Genomic DNA, 19,061 nt, shown 5'->3' with positions numbered 1-19,061 from the left:
GGCGGGGCCCCCTTTCTGTCTGTCGGAAAATCAGAGCGCCTGCAACTCGCCCTTGGGATCGGCGGTCAGTTGATGGCCGTCGTAGTCCACCACAATGGTGGTGCGGGGCGCCAACTCGGCGCGGATGATCAGCCGGGCGATCAGGGTCTCCACCTTGCTCTGGATGAACCGCTTGAGGGGTCTGGCGCCGTAGACCGGGTCGTACCCCTGGGCCACCACATACTCCTTGGCGGCGGCGGTCAGCTCCACCGACAGCTGCTTGTCGGCCAACCGGCGGCGCAGGTCTGCGATCTGCAGCTCCACAATGCCGGATATCTCCTCCCTGGTGAGGGGTTTGTAGAAGACGATTTCGTCCAGCCGGTTGAGGAATTCAGGCCGGAACTGGCGGCGCAGCAGCCCGTTGACCTCCTCCTTGGCGCCCTCGGAAATCTGCCCGTCGGGGCCGATCCCCTCCAAAATGGCGCCAGAACCCAGGTTGGAGGTGAGGATGATGATGGTGTTCTTAAAGTCCACCGTCCGTCCCTGGGAGTCGGTGATCCGCCCGTCGTCGAGCACCTGCAAGAGGATGTTGAAGACGTCGGGGTGGGCCTTCTCCACTTCGTCAAAGAGGATGACGCTGTAAGGGTGGCGGCGCACCTGTTCGGTCAGCTGGCCCCCCTCCTCGTAGCCCACATAGCCCGGAGGCGCGCCGATGAGGCGGGAGACGGCGAACTTCTCCATGTACTCGGTCATGTCGATGCGCACCATGCTGTGCTCGTCGTCGAAGAGGGCCTGCGCCAGGGCCTTGGCCAGCTCGGTCTTGCCCACGCCGGTGGGCCCCAAAAAGAGGAAGGAACCGATGGGGCGGTCCGGGTCCTGGATCCCTGCCCGGGAGCGGAGGATGGCCTCGGAGACCTTCTCCACCGCCTCGTCCTGCCCCACCACCCGGCGGTGCAGCTCTTCGGGCAGCCGCAGCAGCTTGTCGCGCTCCCCCTCCACCAGCCGGGAGACGGGGATGCCGGTCCAGCGGCCGACGATCTTGGCGATCTCCTCGTCGGTGACCCGGTCGCGCAGCAGACTGCCCGCGCCCTTCTGGCCCTGCTCGGCGATCTTCTCCTCCTCTTCCAGCTCCTTTTTCAGGCCGGGCAGCCGCCCGTACTTGAGCTCGGCGGCCCGGTTCAAGTCGTATTGCTGCTCCGCCTGTTCGATCTCGGCGCCCACCTGCTCGATTTCAGCGCGGAGGTTCTGCACCTTGGAGATGGCGTTTTTCTCGTTTTCCCACTTGGCCTTCATCTCCTTGAACTGGGCCCGCAGGTCGGCCAGCTCCTTTTGGATCTCCGCCAGGTGATCCTGGGAGAGGCGGTCGGTCTCCTTCTTCAGGGCCGCCTCCTCAATTTCGTACTGCATGATCCTGCGGGAGATCTCGTCGAGTTCGGCGGGCATCGAGTCGATCTCGGTGCGCACCATGGCGCAGGCCTCGTCCACCAAGTCGATGGCCTTGTCCGGCAGGAAGCGGTCGGTGATGTAGCGGTTGGAGAGGGTGGCCGCGGCGATGAGGGCGGCGTCCTGGATCTTCACCCCGTGAAACACCTCGTAGCGCTCCTTGAGTCCCCGGAGGATGGAGATGGTGTCCTCCACGTCCGGCTCCTCCACCATCACCGGCTGGAACCTGCGCTCCAGCGCCGGGTCCTTTTCGATGTACTGGCGGTACTCGTCCAGGGTGGTGGCGCCGATGCAGTGCAGTTCGCCCCGCGCCAGCATCGGCTTCAGGAGGTTGCCCGCGTCCATCGAGCCCTCGGTCTTGCCCGCCCCCACAATGGTGTGCAGCTCGTCGATAAAGAGGATGATCCGGCCCTCGCTCTTCTTCACCTCGCCCAAAACGGCCTTCAATCGCTCCTCAAACTCGCCCCGGAACTTGGCCCCTGCCACCAGGGACCCCATGTCTAGGGAGAAGAGCTTGCGGTCTTTTAGGTTGTCGGGCACATCTCCCCTGGCAATGCGCAGGGCCAGCCCCTCGGCAATGGCGGTTTTGCCCACGCCGGGCTCGCCGATGAGGACCGGGTTGTTCTTGGTCTTGCGCGAGAGGATGCGGATGGCGTTGCGGATCTCCGCGTCCCGGCCGATGACCGGGTCCAACTTCTGGGCGCGGGCCAGCTCCACCAGATCCTGCCCGTACTTTTTCAGGGCGTCATAGGTCTCCTCCGGGGTGTCGCTGGTGACCCGGGTATTCCCCCGCACCGACGACAGGGCGGCCAGAAAGCCGTCCTTTTTCACCCCAAAACGGCTCCAAATCTCCCGCATGGAGGCACTGGGCCGCTCCAGCAACCCCAGCAGCAGGTGCTCCACCGAGACGTACTCGTCCTGCATCCGCCCCGCCTCGGCCTCGGCCTGCACCAGGGCCTGGTCCACCTCCTGCGAGACGTAGATCTTGTCCGGCTCCCGCCCGGGGCCCGAGACGCCGGGCATCCCCTCGATGCGCTGGCGCACGGCGGCGCGCAGGGCCTCCAGGTCGCAGCCCATCTTTTTGACAAGCGAGGGGATCAGCCCCTCGGGCTGTTCCAGCAGGGCCGAAACCAGGTGCTCCTGCTCGATCTGCACGTTGCTGTGCTCTATGGCCAGGCTCTGGGCGGTCTGCACCGCTTCCAGCGATTTCTGTGTCAGTTTATTGGCGTTCATTGGAACCACCCTCCCATTCTCTTCACACTTTTAGCAGTCTATTCTCTCGAGTGCTAAATACAATATACCCGATAGCTGTGTACAAATTGTGAACGCCGCAAAAATATTTTTGACTTTTTCTGACCTTTTGCTTTTTCCCCTTTCTCCACGGAAAAAAGGACGCGCCCCTCCCCCTGTTTGGGGAGGGGCGCGCCCTTTGGCTCAGCCCTCTAAAACTCTTTTTTGGCGTAGATCCGGCAGGAGACGCCGTAGGAAATCAGGGTCGATCCCACCATCACCGCAGCGATCAGCCCCACCCAGAGCACCGTCGGTAGCTGCGGCAGGGAGAGCTGTTCGAGAGCGGCGAACTTCCCCGCCAGCAGGGCGATGGCAAAGATGGCGGCCATGGCCGCATAGAGGATGATGCGGCTCTTCTCCGCCCCCCATTTGAAGGTGGGCGGCAGCAAAATCAGGTTGAAGAGCACCCCAATGCAGGCGGTCAGCACCGCCGTCAGGGCGTTATTCGCCATGTCTTCCGGGCGGATAAAGGAGTATCCAACGGTGATGAGGAAGGCGACCACGCCCCCCAGCAGGGGCATCCCCACCCCCAGCACATACTTGGAGAGCACCACCTTGCTCCGGCTCACCGGCAGCGCGGCGGCGTAGGCCGGCCAGCGGGCCATGTCGTCGTAGGAGAAGGTGGTGATGCAGAGGATGGAGAGCATCATCACCACGATCCCCACGATAAAGGAAGAATTCTTCATCCCCAGTCCCAACACCGCCATTCCGACCAGGTAGAGGATGTAAAACTTGGCCGATTTGCCGAAGATGCAGAAATCCTTGAGTAAAAGTCCCCTCATCTCTTCTTCCCCCTTATAAAGTAGAGCACCATTTCCTCCAGGGTGCAGCGGTCAAAGACCAGCCCCTCAAAGCGGCGGCGGTTCTCCTCGCTGCGCTCCACCAGCGCGTCAAAGCCAAAACTGGTCTCCCGCAGGCCGATCAGCTCGCTGCGGTCCAGCCGCTCCAGCTGTTCCCGGGTGCCCTTGAGCACGCTGTAACCGTAGAGAAGGGCGTCCTTCTCCTCGCAAAAAATCAATTGGCCCCCATCCAGCAGGGCGATGTAGTCGGCCACCCGCTCCAAATCGCTGGTGATGTGGGAGGAGATGAGGATCGAGTGCTCCCCGTCACCGATGAACTCGGCGAAGATGTCCAGTATCTCGTCGCGCACCACCGGGTCCAGGCCGCTGGTGGGCTCGTCGAGCAGCAGCAGCTGGGGCGCGTGGCTCAGGGCCGCGGCGATGGAGAGCTTTGCCTTCATTCCCCGGGAAAAGTTCTTGATGAGGTCCCCCGGCCGCAGGCCGAAGCGCTGCAGGTAGCCGGCAAACTGCCCCTCGTCCCAGTTGGGGTAGATGCCCGCCATGATGTTGGAGACCTTTTGCGGGGTCAGGAAATCGTGAAAGGCGCTCTCGTCCATCACCACCCCCAGCCGCTGCTTGATGGCCATCTCCTCTTTTCGATTGTCCATCCCCAGCACCGAAATCTCGCCGCTGTCCCGGGCAATCAAGTTCAAAATCAACTTGAGCAGGGTGGTCTTGCCCGCGCCATTTTGCCCCACCAGGCCCATGATACAGCCCTTGGGCACGCTCAAATCTACGTCCCGCAGGGCAAAGGAGCCGTAGCTCTTGCCGACCCCGCGCAGTTCCAAACAATTTTGCGTCATCATACTCTCACTCTCCGCTGTAAAGCAATGTCACCAGCTGTACCAATTCCCGCTCCGACACGCCGCAGCCCCGGGCCAGTTCGACGGCTTTGGCCAAGCTCTCCTCCAGGGCGCGCATCCGCTCCTCCCGGGCAAACTCCAGGTTTTTCTCGGCCACAAAGCTGCCCCGTCCGGGTTGGGTGGTGAGGAAGCCCTCTCTCTCCAACTCCTCGTAGGCGCGCTTGGTGGTGATCACGCTGATTTTCAGCTCCCGGGCCAGCAGCCGCATGGAGGGCAGCGCCTCCCCCGGCTGCAAAACCCCGGTCAAAACCTTGTCTTTGACCTGGTCGACGATCTGCTGGTAGATGGGTTTGTCGCTGGAATTTTGGATGATGATGTCCATAGGTCACCTCGAGCACAGAATATATCGATATATTGTATATACAGTATATATACAATCAGCACGGTTGTCAACACCCTTTTGCCCAACTGGCAAACATTTTCTTTTCCCCCTGCAAGCAAAAAAAGGCCCCTTCCGCCGGGCGCGGAAAGGGTCCTTTTTCTCATTTTTTTATCTCCACTGCACTGGGCCGCCCCGCCCCTGCAAGGCCAGCAGCGGCCGGCAGATCGCGGTGGAGAGGACGGCCGCCACCAGGGCCTCCGGCACCCCCACGGTGCCCACCAGGGCGGCGATCCAGCCAAAGAGGGCGCCGTAGGCCACCCCCTGGGCCGCCGCATAGGCAGGGCCGAAAAAGAGGTAGATCCCCCCCATCACCAGCAGGGTGTTGCAGAGGGAGCCGACCACCGCCGCCACGGCCATGGCCGCCGTCTTTCGCCTGCCGCCGCGGGCAATGGCCCGATAGCAGAGCCCCGCCACCACCCCGATGAGGATGCGGGGCACCAGGCAGATCACCAGGCTCCACAGGTTGCCGTGGGTCTCCCCCACCCCGTAGAAGGGGGAGAAGACAAAGCTGCTCAGGTTGGGCTGAAAGGTGTTTTTCAGCAGGCTGGTGAGCCCGAAAAAGCCCCCCAGCACCCCGCCGGCCTTGGGACCCAGCAGGATCCCCCCGATGATCACCGGGATGTGGACGGTGGTGGCGTTGATGAACCCCAGGTTGATGTACCCCAGCCAGGGCACCGCCGACAGGACCGCGATCAGGGCGGCCAGCAGCGCCATCTGCACCAGGGCGGTCGTTTTTTGTCTCGTCTTTGACACAGCGCATTCCTCCTGCTGCCGTTCCCGCATGAAGGGCGGGATACAGCGCATATTCTGGGAAAAGAGGGCCGGGGTTATTCGCCGCCCCGGCGCTCCGCTGTATTTTTCCGATAGATGGCCGCAAGCCCCCGCAGCAGCAGGTGCTCCTTTAAGAGGAAGGGCGCCCGACAGTAGGGCTGCACCAGGGCCGCCCACCGCCCGCAGAGGTAGAGGGGGCAGTCCGTCCCCAGCGCCTCCTGCAGCCGCTCGGCCATCCCGTCGAGCATGGCGGCGTGGCCGTGGAGCAGTCCGCCCCGCAGGGCCTCCAGCGAGAGGGCCAGGCCGGGCATCACGGCGGTGCCCCGCAGGGCGCCGCCCTCCCCCAGGGCCACGGCGGCGGTGGCCGTCCCCAGGGAGAAGGCCGCACAGGGCCCCCCCGCCAGGGTCATCGCCCCCACCGCCAGGGCCACCAGATCGCTGCCGGTGGCCGCCGGGTTCTGGGTGCGGATGTCGAGCCCTGTCTTGACGCCGGGCCCCAACACCAACCTGCGTCCCCCCGGCCGCACCAGCAGGGCGGCCGCCTCGGCCGCCACCTGGCGCAGCGAGGGCACCACGCAGGAGAGGACCGCCCCCGAAAAGGGCTCCTCCCCTCCGCCGGCCAGGGCCAGCGCCTGGCGGATGTGCAGGGCCAGGTCAAAGGCGGTTGCGCCCTTGCAGGTGGCGGTCTGCGCGACAAAGCGCAGCTCCTCCCCCGCAAACGCTCCCGCCGAGATGGCGGTATTGCCCACATTCAGCACAAGCAGCATAGCAAGGTCCTCCCCCTTGTGACGATCTCCGGAAAACCAGCTGATTTCCCGGTGCCAGTGTACCCCATTTCCGGCCAATTGGCAAGGGCGCGCCGCCTCCCCTCCGCACGCCCGGCAGCTCCCTTCTCCCCCTCCTGCCGGCTCCCCTGCACCTCCCCGGCGCGGGCGGAGGGGCCGCGCCGGGGAGGGTGCGGAAAAAAGAACCCTTCATCCTGTCAAAACTGCCTTTGGATTTTTGGTAATATCGATAAAATAAGAGAAAATGATTGATTTTTTTGTTGACTACCACTATACTGTGGGTAGTGGTATTTACAGTTTGTTAACAAGAGGGAAGTGCTTGTCGAGGTCGTTTCCCGCCTTGTTTGGCAGGCCGAACGGATTTCAACTTCTGAGGAGGTACGCATCCATGAAAAAAATGAACAAACTGGTCATCTTCTTAATTCCCATCGGCATTGCAGTCAACTTCGTGGGTGGGCAGATCGCCATTCTGCTCAAACTGCCGCTCTACTTAGACGCCATCGGCACCATTGTGGTGGGCGCGCTCTGCGGCGGCGTTCCCGGCGCCCTGGTCGGTCTCATCACCAACCTGCTCAACGCCATCACCTCGCCGACCACCCTCTACTACGCGGTGCTCAACGTGGCCTTCGGCTTCGTGGCCGGCTGGTTCTCCAAACTCGGCGTCTTTAAGAGCCTGTGGAAGACCCTGCTGTCCGCTCTGGTCTTCGGCTTCATCGGCGGCGTCATCGGCCCCTGCATCACCATCATCTTCCTGGGCGGCTACGGCGCCAACGCCACTGGCCTCATCACCGGCGCCCTGGTCGCGGCCGGCTGGTCGGTCGCTCCCGCCTGCTTTGCCTCTGAGGCGTTTGCCGACTTGCTCGACAAGATCCCCACGGTGATCATCGTCTTCATCATCCTCAAGAGCATGCCCAACCGCTTCCTCACCAAGCTGCCGCTCGGCCACGTCTACATCGGCGCCAGCGGTGCCGACGAAGACGACGAAGAGGAAGAGACCCTCTAGGGTCTCCCCTTCCCAACCTCGACTGCAAAAAAGACAGGCCGCTGGGTGAGCAGCGGCCTGTCCCTTTTCCCAAGGCAGCCCCAAATTTTAACACAAAGGAGTGGATCGGTTTGGATCTGGATTTTGCCTATTCCTTTAAAAATCCCCAGCTCTACGGGAACTGGCTGATGGACGTCAATCCCCTCAACAAGTTCAACTTCTGCGCGGTGATGGCGGCCGTTGGCTTCATCCTCCCCCACTGGTGGATCGGCTACGCCATGATGGCGGGCTACCTCGTCCTGGCGGCCATCGCCGGCAAATTTGGCCCCTTTTTCAAGATGTTTTACAAGGTCTTCCTGCTGGTGGGGGCCATCCTCTTTTTGATGCGCGCCATGTTCACCGAAGGCACCACCATCCTCTTTAGCTGGGGCAACATCCACGTGACGGTGGAGAGCATCTTCTACGGCCTGCGGGTGGCGGGCACGGTGGTCGCCTTCTGCGGGGCGGTCATCCTCTTTTACAACATCACCCCCATGCGCGACCTGATGTACTCCCTCGAGCGCATCGGCGTCTCCCACGAGACCTCCTATATCTGCCTGGCCTCGATGCAGGCCATCACCGATCTGGGGGAGAGCTCCAAGGTCATCATGGACTCCCAGAAGGCCCGCGGCATCGAGACCGAGGGCGGTCTCATCAGCCGGATGAAGGCCTTTATCCCCATCATCGGGCCGCTGGTGCTGGGGGCCATCTCCAACACCGAGGAGAAGTCCATCGCCATGGACGCCCGCGCCTTCTCCGCCCCGGTGAAACACACCTTCTTGCGGGAGCTGCGCAAGACCCCGGCTGCCGAAAAGGCGGCCATCATTCTCATCGACATCGCCCTTGTGGCGGTCATTGTGGGGAGGATCATCTGGCTATGAGTTTTATCACCTTACAAGACGTCTCCTACAAATATCCCCTGGCCAAGACCTTTGCCCTCAAGCACGTGGACCTCTCCTTTGAAAAGGGGAAATTCTACGGCATCATCGGCCAGAACGGGGCCGGCAAGACCACCCTGTGCAACCTGGTGCGGGGACTGGTCCCCCACTTCTACGGCGGCTCCCTCACCGGCAAGACCATCATCGACGGCACCGACGTCAAAAAGTGGGACACCGACCAGTTGGCCACCCAGATCGGCTATGTCTTTCAAAACCCCTTTACCCAAATCAGCGGCGTCAAAGAGACCGTCTTTGAAGAGATCGCCCTGGGCCTTGAGAACCTGGGCATCCCCAAGGACGAGATGATCGAGCGGGTCATTCGGGTCTGCAAGCTGCTGAAAATCGAGGACCTCATCAAGCGCGACCCCAACGCCCTCTCCGGCGGGCAGCGGCAGCGGGTGGCCTTTGCCGCCATCATCGCCATGGACTCCGACACCCTGGTCATCGACGAGCCCACCTCCCAGCTCGACCCCGAGGGGACAGCCGATGTCTTCGCCATCATCCAACTGCTCAAGGAGCAGGGGAAGACGGTGCTCCTCGTCGAGCACAAAATCGACCTGTTGGCCGAGTACGCCGACGAGATCGTGGTGCTGGAAAAAGCCCAGGTGGCTTTTCAGGGCCCCGCGCAGGAAGTGCTGCAAAACCCCACCCTCCTGGAGCACGGCGCACAGATCCCCCAGGTGGCACTGCTGGGCAGCAAGTTGAAGGAAAAGGGGATCGGGCTGGCGCACATCCCCATCACCCAAAAAGACGCCATCGCGGCCATTGAAGAGAGACTGGGGGGAGAGAGCTGATGGCAATTGAACTGAAGGATGCGTCCTTTACCTACCCCAACGGCTACACCGCCGTTGAACACCTAAATCTGGTAATCGAGAGCGGCGAAAAGGTGGGCATCGTTGGCCAGAACGGGGCCGGCAAGACCACCGCTGTCAAGATGATGAACGGGCTGCACAAGCCCTCGGGCGGCGACGTCATCGTCGACGGGGTCAACACCAAGGAGAAGACCACCGCCCAGATCTCCACCTATGTGGGCTATGTCTTTCAAAACCCCGACGACCAGATCTTCAACAAGAGCGTCATCGCCGAGATCGAGTACATGCCCCGCTACCTGAAGATGGAGGAAAAGGAGATCAAGCGCCGGGTGGAGCGGGCGGTCGAACTCACCGGCATTGCCAAATACCTCAAGAAAAACCCCTTCGACATCCCCTACTCCACCCGCAAGTTTGTGGCCATCGCCGCCATCCTGGCCACCGAGACACCCTACCTCATCCTCGACGAACCCACCGCTGGGCAGGACGCGGAGGGGATCGCTATCCTCTCCCGCCTCATTGATGCCCTGCAGGCCGAGGGGCGCAGCGTCATCACCATCACCCACGACATGGAATTTGTGGCCGACAACTTCGACCGGGTGGTGGCCATGGCCCAAAAGCACATCATTGCCGACGGCAGCGCCCGCGACATCTTCTGGAATGAAGAGGTGGTCAGCACCTCCCGCATCCGCAAGACCGCCATCGGCGAACTGGCCAAGGAACTGCAAATCGGCGAGCGCATCCTCTACTGCGACGAGATGGTGGAGGAGATCGCGCGGCGGCTGGGGCGGTAGCAGGTCTCCCCACACAAAAAGCAAGCGCGCCCCGAGCACCTAGTCTGGTGTTCGGGGCGCACTTTTTTGCAGCCCAATACCCCTATTCTACCGGGGGAGACCGGTCGTTTTGGCAGAAGGCCTCCACAAGGGAAGGGTGCTGAGGACGCAAAAGGAAAGTACTCTTTGGATGTCAACTGCCGCACTGACTTGTCGGTCTGCCGGTGCAGTGCGCAGTGCAGGTGAAATCATAAAATTTCGATGCCCCCTTTGCGGGGCAAAGCCTGATGCCGCCCTTTTGGGGCCGATGCACACCACCCGTTTCACCGGTGGTTTTGATTGGAAGGGAGCCGCCAGGGACTGCTCGAGTAGGTCCCCTTCCAGCCAAACCGCTCTGTCTGCGTTTCGTCTCCCTCACTCCGCCGGGGCCCGCACCCAAAACCGACCGCTGGTGCGGTTGCCCAGCAGGTCGCACACTGCCAGCCGGTATTCCCCGTCCGACGCGAAAAAGCGGGCGACCCCGCTGCTCTCGTCGACAGACAGTGAGGTGAGGGGCAAGTTGTTCGCCCCCAAAAAAGGATGAAGGGCACCCCCGTTCGCTCCCCTCTCATCGTCCAGACAGAGGGGAGGGCCGGTCCACCCAAACGGGTAAACCGGCCCTCTCCTTCTCTTTTCAAACCTCAGCGGGACGTGTGTCTTTTCCGCCCGAGCAGCAAGCCCGCTCCGGCCAAGGCCAGAAGCGGAAGCACCTTCACACCGAAATTGCCGGTGAGGGGTTGTCCCTCCTCGCCACGGTCATCCGGCTCTTCCCCCGGGGTTTGGGGGGTCTCTGGGCCTTCTGGTTTCTCCCCGCTCTCCCCCTCTTCCGGGGGCCCGGGCTCCTCGTACACCCGGTAATCCAGGTAGACCGTAGAGGTGTTCCCCTCGCCATCGCGCACCAGCACCTCAATGACATAATCCCCTTCAAAGCGCAGATCGATGTCCGTCAGCACTTGGCCCTCACTGTCGCGGATGGTCGTCTGCACCGCAGCGCCTGCGGGCACCGTGTAGCGCTCCTCCACCAGCTTCTCGGCGTCCGCCTGGGTGAGGGTGCCGTCCTTTGCCGGGGTGGACATCTCGTCCTTATACACCCGGTGGACCGTGCCGTCTCTGTCAGTATTCACCGGCCCGTCGGGGCGCAACGTCCCCTCTTCCCCCGCCCCGGGCTGATTGGGCTTCACCTCAACTGCCGGGGGCTCTTTGAGCTGGTAGTCGACGGTCACTGTGGTGGTGTTTCCCATATCGTCGGTCACCACCGCCACCACCTGGTAGCGGTCCGGCTGCGACAGGTCGATTTCTCCCACTGCATTGCCATCTTTGTCTTTGACCTCCACCAGGGTGAGTTGGGCGTCCCCCCAGTCGTAGCGGCCGTCAAGCCAGTCTGCCAACTCGGGCCGGCCGAGGGTCCCCGACCCGGTTGGGCGCAGATAGCTGTCCTCCAACTGGCCGTGCAGAGTACCTGTCGCATCGTCGCCCTGCGGCGGCTCTTTGGGGGAGAGCTCCCGCCCCGGCTCCTCGGGATTTTCCGGCTTGACCACCACCGTCGGCGGGTCTGTCACCAGATAGGTCAAATCGACGGTGGTGCTATTTCCCCTGTCATCGCGCACGACTGTGATCACATGGTAGGAGCCCGGCCGGGTGCGGTCGATCTGTTCTACTTTCTGGCCGTTTTCATCCCAGATGGTCACCGACTCGATGGCGGCGTTTATCCCAGGCGTCATCGAATCGACGGTATAGCGCCCCTCGATCCAAGTCTCCACCTCACTCTGCGAGAGGGTATCCCCCGAGACCGGGACCGCGACCCGGTCCTTCAAGGTCTGGTGCAGGGTGTTGGGGTCCCCCGGGTCTTCCCCGGGCTTGCTGGTGATTTCTCCGTCCGGCTCCAATTCCCGGGCGGGCTCTCCCGGTGCGGAGGGCTTTCCCTCCACCTTGGGCGGCTCCACCACCGGGATGCCGGGGTTTTCCTCCGGCGAGCCCTGGCAACTGCTTACCCGGTAGTTGGTGCCGCCGTCGAAGGTGGCGCTGACGGCGAGCCTTCCGTCCGGTCGGGCGGGGATCTGCACCCCGCTCAAATCCCAGGCAAAGTCGGCCGTGCCAAAGGCAAATCCCTTCTCCGTCCCTGCCTGGGCCGCCACCGTCACTGGGCCGCCCACGGCGACCCCGTTGACGTAGAACTGCACCGACCCGTCCGGGGCTTTGCAGGTGGCGGCCATTCCGTCGGCTGGGCGAACAAGGGCGTGGAAAGCGACGCCCTGCAATTGGTCCCCCGACCACTGGAGCTGATAACTGACTTTTTCCGCGGTGCTGTCGGCCGGGGTGATTTCGGCGGCGAAGGCGGCGCGGTGTCCCCAGAAGGACTCCTGAAATCCCGGTGCAGCCGAGAACTGGCTGGAGTCGATCGTCACCGTGTAACCGCCCGCCCGCTCAAAGCTGCCGGTCTTCACCGGTTCGCCGGTCTCCTCCCCCGCCTTGTCCTCCACCCGCTGGTGGGAGAGGCTCATGGCCGAAACGTCGTTGAGGAACTCTCCCTCCGGTCTGTCGGCGGGGATGTTCAGGCCCGCCACCTGGTTGAGCAGGTCCTGTCCGTCTATCGGCAGCCCGTCATACTGCTTGTGCAGCGATTGGCGCAGCGCCTCTCCCAGCAGACTCTCGTCCACAGTGAAGGTCACATACTGCTTGGCCACCGTGTGCCCGCTGTCAAAGCTGGGGATGGTGAAATCGTACTTGCCCTCCTGCTCCTGGCCAGTGACCGGGTCGATAGCCACCAGATTTTTGATTTCCAGAGATTTGCCCTGGGCGCTCTTGGGCAGCCAGAAGTAGAGCTTGCCGTTTCCGTCCACATTGTTGGCAAGCCCGTACTCGGGGGTGAGAGGCACCCCGTCCACCGCCACCTGCAGGCTCTTGAGGGGGCCGTTTTTCAGTTCGGGGTAGCCGCTCAGGTCGACGGTGGCCATGGCCAGCTCGATGCCCTTGCCGTTGGTCACCGTGCCCTGAAATTTGCTGGTGTAAAATGAGCCCCCGGTGACGACAATGTCGGTCCCCGCCGCGCCGATGTCGCTGGTGGAACTGGTGATGGGGGTCAGATTGCCCCCGGTGATCACAAATTTGTGGCCGGCATTGCTGCCGGGGGCACAACCCGCGCCAAAGGCGTTGCCGTGGGCAAACCCCTGGGCCGTGATGTTGCCGCCGTTGACATAGATGTCCCGGCAGATGGTGTTTTGATAGGTCTCGCGGGACTTGATGGTCCCCGCCATCTGCGGCCTGTCCCAGTTGGCCCCCCAACTGGAGCTCAGCCCGCCGCCGATACCGGCCCCGTGGTAAGAGCCCTTGGCGGTGACGGTCCCGCCGTTGAAGGTCATGACCGTGCAGCCACCCGCCATCGAGCCGCCGATCCCCGCGCCGGTGCCGTCGTAGTCACTGTACGGCCCGTAGGCATAGGCCTCGATGATGCCGCCATTGAAGGTCATCTCTCCCACATTCTCCCAGATGCCGCCGCCGATGCCCGCACAGGACTGGCCGTCGTTTGCGACCAGCCGACCCGGATCTTCACTCGCCATCAAATAGAGAGGGGCGCCTTTTTTGAGGGCGGTCCCGTTTGCCAGCACACAGTCCCGGGGCACCCGGCCCTGTTCGGGGACGATGGCATTCCCCTGGCTGTCTGTGTTGCGCACCCCGTCGTCAATGGTGAGCAGCGAACCCTCGCCGCAGTGAACGGCGGGAAAGAGCGCCCCTGCCGTCAGGGTGTTGACACTGCCGTCCGCCAGCGTCAGATGAAGCGAAGTCTTGTTCTCTATCTGCGCCCCATCGGTGGCTGCGCTCCCGCTGGCCGTGCCATACAGGTTGGTCGCCACATCCAAAGGGAGCGGGGCGGTGATGGTCACCCCGCTGAAGGTGATGTCGGCGTGGACCCCGGGCGCCACCCGAACGCCGTGGGTGCTCGACGAGCCGGAAATGGTCAGGGGGGTGTCCGTCTTGACAACCACCATGCCGGCGGCGTCATCCACCTCGTAATCGAGCCCCTCCACCCCGCCGGTGACCTGCAACCCGGTCGCGCCCAGGCCGACCCCGGCCGCCTGAACGCCCAGAGGCCAGCTTGCCAACCCCAGGGCAAGGGCTGCCGACAGGGCAAGCAGGCGATGCCGGAATGCGGTTCCTCTCATTTTGCGCATCTTTTTCTCCTCCATTTCCCCCTTGCCGCCTTGTGGGAGGGAAAGCGCCCCTCCACAATTCCGCAAGAAGCATAAAATGTATAGATTTTCGTTCTTTTGACCGGTGGGGGAAAAGCAAAAAGAAAAGCTGATTTGCCTCTGGCAAACCAGCTTTTAACAACCAAAACAGGGCCTTTTTCGCTCGAATGATAACCTATTCCTAATCTGTCGTTCGCTCCGACCTCTCCTGTACGAGGCATGGCCTTTGCCCCACGACACAACCAGCGCATCCCCAGAATCCCGCACCTCCACAATCCCATTCGGAAAAGGGCGTCCCTCATTTTCCTTCCGCAGTGTGGAAAAGGCCCCCGCTGCACCGGCGCTCCCCGTTCCCGGAGGACACCGTCAACGTCGGACGGCCACGTCTTTTCCCTCCCCGCTTTCCTCCCCCCTCCCTTTGCGCTATAATGGAGAAAAGCGCAAAGGGAAGGGGGAATTTCTATGTGCGGCCGCTATAGCCTGTACACCGAGCGCGAAAACGACCAGCTGCAGGCCATTTTGGCGGAAATCGCCCGCCGCTACCCCGAACGGTTCAGCCAAGCCGCCAGCGGAGAGGTCTTCCCCTCCAACTGGGCTCCCGTCCTCGCCCATACCGGCAAGCGGGTGGCGGCAGGGCTGGCCAGGTGGGGCTTTTCCTCCCCCAAGGGCAGGGGACTTGTCATCAACGCCCGGGCGGAGACGGCGGCCGAGCGCCCCCTCTTTCGCGACAGCCTGCTAGAGCGCCGCTGCGCCGTCCCCGCCACCGGCTTTTTCGAGTGGGACAGGTCCTGTCGGCCCAGCGCCAAGTACCGCTTCACCCTGCCGGGCCAGCCCCTGTTCTATCTGGCCGGCTGCTACCGGCTGGAAGGGGAAGAGGCCCGCTACACCCTCTTCACCACCGCCGCCAACGCCTCAATGGCCGACATCCACCCCCGGATGCCGGTCCTCCTCGCCCCCGGCCAGCTGGAGGGATGGCTGACCGACACCGGCGCCGCCCTCGCCCTGCTGGGACAGACGCCGCCCCTGTTGGACAGAGAGCGGTGCGCTCCGCCGGAAAGGGACGAAATCCAGCAGAGCCGCCTCTTTTAACAGCGCAGTCAAAGCCACCGGTAAGACGGACGGCACACACCGGCCCGAAAAGGGTGCCATCCAGGCGTAGCCCCTTCAAGAGCCACCAGATGCTATCCCATCACACACTGCTGCCGACAAAACGGCAATCTAGAACACCATTTCGTGTCGACTATCCCCCCAAACCGCCTTTCTTTTTCGTCTTCAGCGCGTTTCCGTTCCGAAGGCCTTTTGCCAAAGCCACTTGACTTCCCCGGCAGAGCCAGAGGTTTGGGGCACCGAAGCGACAAAAAAGCGGGCGGGTGCGAAATCGATCGCACCCGCCCGCTCTCTTTGTGTCAAATCATTTCTCGCTTTCTTCGCCCTTGAGTCTCAGGCCGCAAAAGTGCACCTCGTAGCGCTGGATGCACTCGGCGATGATCTCCTCCGCCCGCTGGCGGCCCAGGGCCTCAGAGGTGGTGGTGTGGCCGTGTTCCAGCCCCTTGTACACCTCGAAAAAATGTTTGATCTCGTCGCTGATGTGGGGCGGCAGGGCCGAAATGTCCTGGTAGAAGTTCCAGGTGGGGTCCTGGCAGGGGATGGCGATGATCTTGTCGTCCACCTCGCCGCCGTCGATCATCCGGATCACGCCGATGGGGTAGCAGTCCACCTCCACCAGGGAGTCCAGGGTCTCGGAGCACATGACCAGCACGTCCAGGGGGTCGCCGTCGTCGGCGTAGGTGCGGGGGATAAAGCCGTAGTTGGCCGGGTAGTGGGTGGAGGTGTAGAGGATGCGGTCGAGCCGCAGCAGGCCGGTGTGTTTGTCCAACTCGTACTTCTTTTTGGTGCCCGCCGGGATTTCAATGACCGCGGTAAAGGTCTCGGGCTTGATGCAGGCGGGTTCGATGTCGTGCCAGATGTTCATCTCATATTCCCCTTTTCTCTCGTCTCGCTCTGTCTGGCTTTAGTATAGCAAACGGATGGCAAAGTTTCAATCGCTTTCTCGGCCGCCCCGGCGCACCGACGCCCGGCTGCCGCCCCCCGGCAGGGGCCGCACCGCCAACGCCACCGGCAGCCGCTCCTCCAGCCACTCCACATGGGAGATGATCCCCACCACCCGGTCTTCCCGCCGCAGCCGCTCCAGGGTGTCCACCGCGCACTCCAGCGCCTCGGCGTCCAGGCTGCCAAACCCCTCGTCGATAAAGACCGTCTCCAGGCTGACCCCGCCGGAGAAGAGCTGGATGACATCTGCCAGCCCCAGCGCCAGGGAGAGGGAGGCCTGAAAGCTCTCGCCCCCCGAGAGGGTGTTCACGTGGCGGGTCTTGCCGGTGAGGCTGTCGAGCACCTCCAGGTCCAACCCGGAGGCGCGGTTCCCCTTCTCCCGCTCGGTGCGCCGCAGCAGGGTGTACTTGCCCTCGGTCATCCCCGCAAAGCGGCGGTTGGCCGCCCGCACCACCTGGTCGAAATAGGCCGAGAGGACGTATCGCTCGAAGGAGAGCTTCTTGGCGTTCTGGCCGCTGGCGACCCGGTAGAGGTCCACCGCGTCCCGGTAGCCCTCGCCCCAGCGGTCGCGCTGGGCCAGCAGGGCGGCAATGGCCTCCCTGCAGCCGCCGTTCTGGGCCAGGGCGACCTGTCCCTCGGACAGCTGCCGATCCAGGGCCTCCTCCTCGGCGGCCAGCTGCTCGCTCTGGCGGGCGGCCTCCTCCAGATTGCAGGGGACCTTTCCCTCGTACTCCGCCAATCCCTCCAGCCGGGCCTGCCACTGGGCCCCCCGCTCCCGGTAGGCGGCGATCTCCCCTTCCAGGCAGCGGATCTCCTCCTCCCCGCCCTGGGGCAGAGCGTCGGGCCGCAGCCCCTGGCGGGCAAACTGCCGGCGGGCCGTCTCCTCTTCCGCCGCGGCGGCGGCCGCCGCCTCCCGGGCGCTCTCGGCGTAGATGTCCACCGCCTTCTGCAGGCTGGCCTGCCGCTCCTGGGCCCGGGAAAAGGCGTCCCGCCGGGCCGCGATCCGCTCCGCCAGGGCCTTTGCCTCAACTTCGGCCGCGGCGGCCTCCCCCTCCAACTGATGGGGGAGGGGGAGGTCCGCCAGCTGCCCCCGCTCCTCCTCCAGGGCCTCCCGCCGGCTCTGTTGGCGGGAGGCGGCCAGCTCGCAGCCCGCAGGGGTGTCCAACCCCTTGGCCACCAGCTGGTCCAGGGGGATAAAGGCCGCCACCTGGTCTGCCAGCCGCCGCTCCTCCGCCGCCAGCTGGGCGAGTTCGCCCTTCAGGGCAGCGTCCTGGGCAGGCAGGTCCTGCACCTCCTGCAGGGCAGCAGGCAGGGCGGCGCGGCAGGCCGCCTCCTCGGCGCGGGCCCCCTCCGCCCGGCGGCGTAGGGCCTCCACCCGGGCCGCCGTCTCCTCCAACTGGGCGGCGGTGGGGATCTCACCGCCCGCCTGGGCCGGGACCGGGTGGTGGGTGGCGCCGCAGACCGGGCAGGGCGCGCCCGGCGTCAGCCCCTCGGCCAGCAGGGCGGCCTGTCCCTGCAGGTGGCGCCGGCTCTCCTCCTGGGCCCGGCGCTGTGCCTCTGCCAGGGCCGCTTCCGCCTCCCCTCTGGCAAGGGCGGCCTCCCGCAGAGCGGTGAGGGCGCGCCGCTGCTCCTCCCCCCCCTGGCGCCTGTCTCGCAGCTGCAGGTATGTCTGCAACTGCCCCAGCCGCTGCAGGGTGCGCTCGCAGCGGGCCAGTTCTCCCTCCACCCGCTCCCGGCGGCGGGCCTGTTCCTGCTGGCCCCGCAGAGCTTCTGCCCGGCGCAGGGCCGCGGTGCGGGCGGCCTCCTGCTCCAAAAGCGCCTCGGCCCCGGCCTGGGTGGCCTCCCAGCGGGGGCGATTTTCCGCCAGGGCGCGGGCGGCTTCCTCCGCCTGCCGGCGGGCGCTCTCGGCCCGCTCGGCCGCCTCCTTGGCCCGGCGCATGGCCTGGCGGCAGAGTTCGGCCCGGCGGGCCAGGTCCAGGGCCTCCTCCCGCTGGGATTGCAGGGGGCCCTCCGCCTGCCAGGCGGCCCATTCGGCCTTGGCAATCGCCAGGGCGGCAATGCCCTGGTTTTGCCGGGCCAGGGCGTCGGGGTCCAGGGCGCGGCGGCGGGCAGCCACCTCCTGCCGGCGGGCGGCGGCGCGCTCCAGCTCCCCCTGGGCGGCCTGCAGGCTCTCCTCCAACTGCTGCAGGATGGCGTCGTAGTCGGGGTACTCCGCCCCGCAGAGCCCCTCTAACAGGCTGCCCGGCGCGCAGGCGATCTTCTCCCGCTCCACCTGAAGGCGGACGGTCAGCTCCTCCATCTTGGCCTGGGCCTCCCCCGCCTGCTCCCGCAGCAGGTCCTCCAAGCGGCTGAACTTCTGGGTGCCGAAGATACGCCGAAAAATCTCCTGCTTCTCGGCGCTGGAGGAGTCCAGCAGCTTGCGAAACTCCCCCTGGGGCAGCAGCACGATCTGCCGAAACTGCTCGGCCGTCAGCCCCACCAGCTCCACCACCCGGGCGTCCACCTCCCGGATTTTGGAGAGCACCTCCCCCTTGGGGCCGGTGAGCACCGCCCCCGCCTTCACCGTGACATACCGGCCCTTGGCGTTCTGGCGCACCTGCTGGGGCTGGCGCTCGATGCGGTAGCGCTCGCCGCGGATGGCAAATTCCAGCGCCGCCGAGCAGACGGCCGTCTCCTCCGCAAAGTCGCTGCGAAACTGTTCGGGCTGGCGGCGGTCGCCGCTGGCCCGGCCGTAGAGGGCGAACATCACCCCGTCGAAGAGGGTGGTCTTCCCCGCGCCGGTGGGGCCGGTGATGAGAAAGATGCCCTCCTCCCCCAGGGCCTCAAAGTCGATTTCCTGGCTGCCCCCAAAGGGGCCGAAGGCGCGCAGTTCCAGTTTGACAAGGCGCACGGC

15 protein-coding genes are annotated in these 19,061 nt (G+C 64.3%); 5 read left to right on the top strand and 10 right to left on the bottom strand.

Annotated elements, in window-relative coordinates; genetic code table 11:
* Positions 1 to 30 precede the first annotated feature (30 nt).
* The 6 genes from clpB to GT748_RS10980 form a co-directional block, all read right to left on the bottom strand.
* On the bottom strand, positions 31 to 2,655 hold the full coding sequence (gene clpB / locus GT748_RS11005) for an ATP-dependent chaperone ClpB (protein ID WP_021660238.1): 2,625 nt from the start codon (positions 2,653 to 2,655) through the stop codon (positions 31 to 33).
* A 209-nt stretch (positions 2,656 to 2,864) separates the two neighbouring features.
* Positions 2,865 to 3,494: an ABC-2 transporter permease gene (locus tag GT748_RS11000; protein WP_021660239.1), complete on the bottom strand. Its 630-nt coding sequence runs from the start codon at positions 3,492 to 3,494 to the stop codon at positions 2,865 to 2,867.
* Entirely contained in the window at positions 3,491 to 4,357 is an 867-nt protein-coding gene (locus GT748_RS10995; RefSeq protein ID WP_021660240.1) for an ABC transporter ATP-binding protein, read from the bottom strand. Before GT748_RS10995 ends, GT748_RS11000 begins: the two co-directional genes overlap by 4 nt.
* Before the next feature lie 4 nt (positions 4,358 to 4,361).
* The gene (locus GT748_RS10990) at positions 4,362 to 4,736 is read right to left on the bottom strand and encodes a GntR family transcriptional regulator (protein WP_021660241.1); all 375 of its coding nucleotides are present in this window, start codon (positions 4,734 to 4,736) and stop codon (positions 4,362 to 4,364) included.
* Positions 4,737 to 4,904: 168 nt separating this feature from the next.
* Entirely contained in the window at positions 4,905 to 5,549 is a 645-nt protein-coding gene (locus tag GT748_RS10985; protein WP_353590528.1) for an ECF transporter S component, read from the bottom strand.
* 74 nt (positions 5,550 to 5,623) lie between these two features.
* Entirely contained in the window at positions 5,624 to 6,334 is a 711-nt protein-coding gene (locus tag GT748_RS10980) for a type III pantothenate kinase (protein WP_161213517.1), read from the bottom strand.
* Between the two features lie 406 nt (positions 6,335 to 6,740).
* Between GT748_RS10980 and GT748_RS10975 the strand changes: the two genes are divergently transcribed.
* From GT748_RS10975 to GT748_RS10960, 4 genes are all read left to right on the top strand, one after another.
* Positions 6,741 to 7,355, top strand: a complete 615-nt coding sequence (locus tag GT748_RS10975) for an ECF transporter S component (RefSeq protein ID WP_044991918.1) — start codon at positions 6,741 to 6,743, stop codon at positions 7,353 to 7,355.
* A 110-nt stretch (positions 7,356 to 7,465) separates the two neighbouring features.
* On the top strand, positions 7,466 to 8,254 hold the full coding sequence (locus GT748_RS10970; RefSeq protein WP_021658333.1) for an energy-coupling factor transporter transmembrane component T: 789 nt from the start codon (positions 7,466 to 7,468) through the stop codon (positions 8,252 to 8,254).
* The gene (locus GT748_RS10965; RefSeq protein WP_021658332.1) at positions 8,251 to 9,105 is read left to right on the top strand and encodes an energy-coupling factor ABC transporter ATP-binding protein; all 855 of its coding nucleotides are present in this window, start codon (positions 8,251 to 8,253) and stop codon (positions 9,103 to 9,105) included. Before GT748_RS10970 ends, GT748_RS10965 begins: the two co-directional genes overlap by 4 nt.
* On the top strand, positions 9,105 to 9,914 hold the full coding sequence (locus GT748_RS10960) for an energy-coupling factor ABC transporter ATP-binding protein (RefSeq protein WP_021658331.1): 810 nt from the start codon (positions 9,105 to 9,107) through the stop codon (positions 9,912 to 9,914). The genes GT748_RS10965 and GT748_RS10960 overlap by 1 nt, the downstream gene beginning before the upstream one ends.
* Positions 9,915 to 10,307: 393 nt before the next feature.
* Here the strand turns inward: GT748_RS10960 and GT748_RS10955 are convergent, their stop codons facing one another.
* Entirely contained in the window at positions 10,308 to 10,451 is a 144-nt protein-coding gene (locus GT748_RS10955; RefSeq protein ID WP_021658329.1) for a hypothetical protein, read from the bottom strand.
* A 122-nt stretch (positions 10,452 to 10,573) separates the two neighbouring features.
* Positions 10,574 to 14,101: an Ig-like domain-containing protein gene (locus tag GT748_RS10950; protein ID WP_161222345.1), complete on the bottom strand. Its 3,528-nt coding sequence runs from the start codon at positions 14,099 to 14,101 to the stop codon at positions 10,574 to 10,576.
* Positions 14,102 to 14,581: 480 nt separating this feature from the next.
* On the opposite strand from GT748_RS10950, the gene GT748_RS10945 reads away from it, so the two are divergent.
* Entirely contained in the window at positions 14,582 to 15,208 is a 627-nt protein-coding gene (locus tag GT748_RS10945) for an SOS response-associated peptidase (protein ID WP_021658394.1), read from the top strand.
* Between the two features lie 322 nt (positions 15,209 to 15,530).
* Here GT748_RS10945 and GT748_RS10940 read toward each other — a convergent pair whose 3' ends face one another.
* Both GT748_RS10940 and GT748_RS10935 read right to left on the bottom strand, forming a co-directional pair.
* The gene (locus GT748_RS10940; protein WP_021658392.1) at positions 15,531 to 16,091 is read right to left on the bottom strand and encodes an inorganic diphosphatase; all 561 of its coding nucleotides are present in this window, start codon (positions 16,089 to 16,091) and stop codon (positions 15,531 to 15,533) included.
* A 66-nt stretch (positions 16,092 to 16,157) separates the two neighbouring features.
* The gene (locus GT748_RS10935) at positions 16,158 to 19,058 is read right to left on the bottom strand and encodes an AAA family ATPase (RefSeq protein WP_073260899.1); all 2,901 of its coding nucleotides are present in this window, start codon (positions 19,056 to 19,058) and stop codon (positions 16,158 to 16,160) included.
* Positions 19,059 to 19,061: the final 3 nt, after the last annotated feature.

This window comes from Bittarella massiliensis (ex Durand et al. 2017), assembly GCF_009876955.1.
GTDB classification, from domain to species: domain Bacteria; phylum Bacillota; class Clostridia; order Oscillospirales; family Ruminococcaceae; genus Bittarella; species Bittarella massiliensis.
Note: the sequence above shows the minus strand (reverse complement) of the source record. Positions and strands in the feature narration are given on the sequence as shown.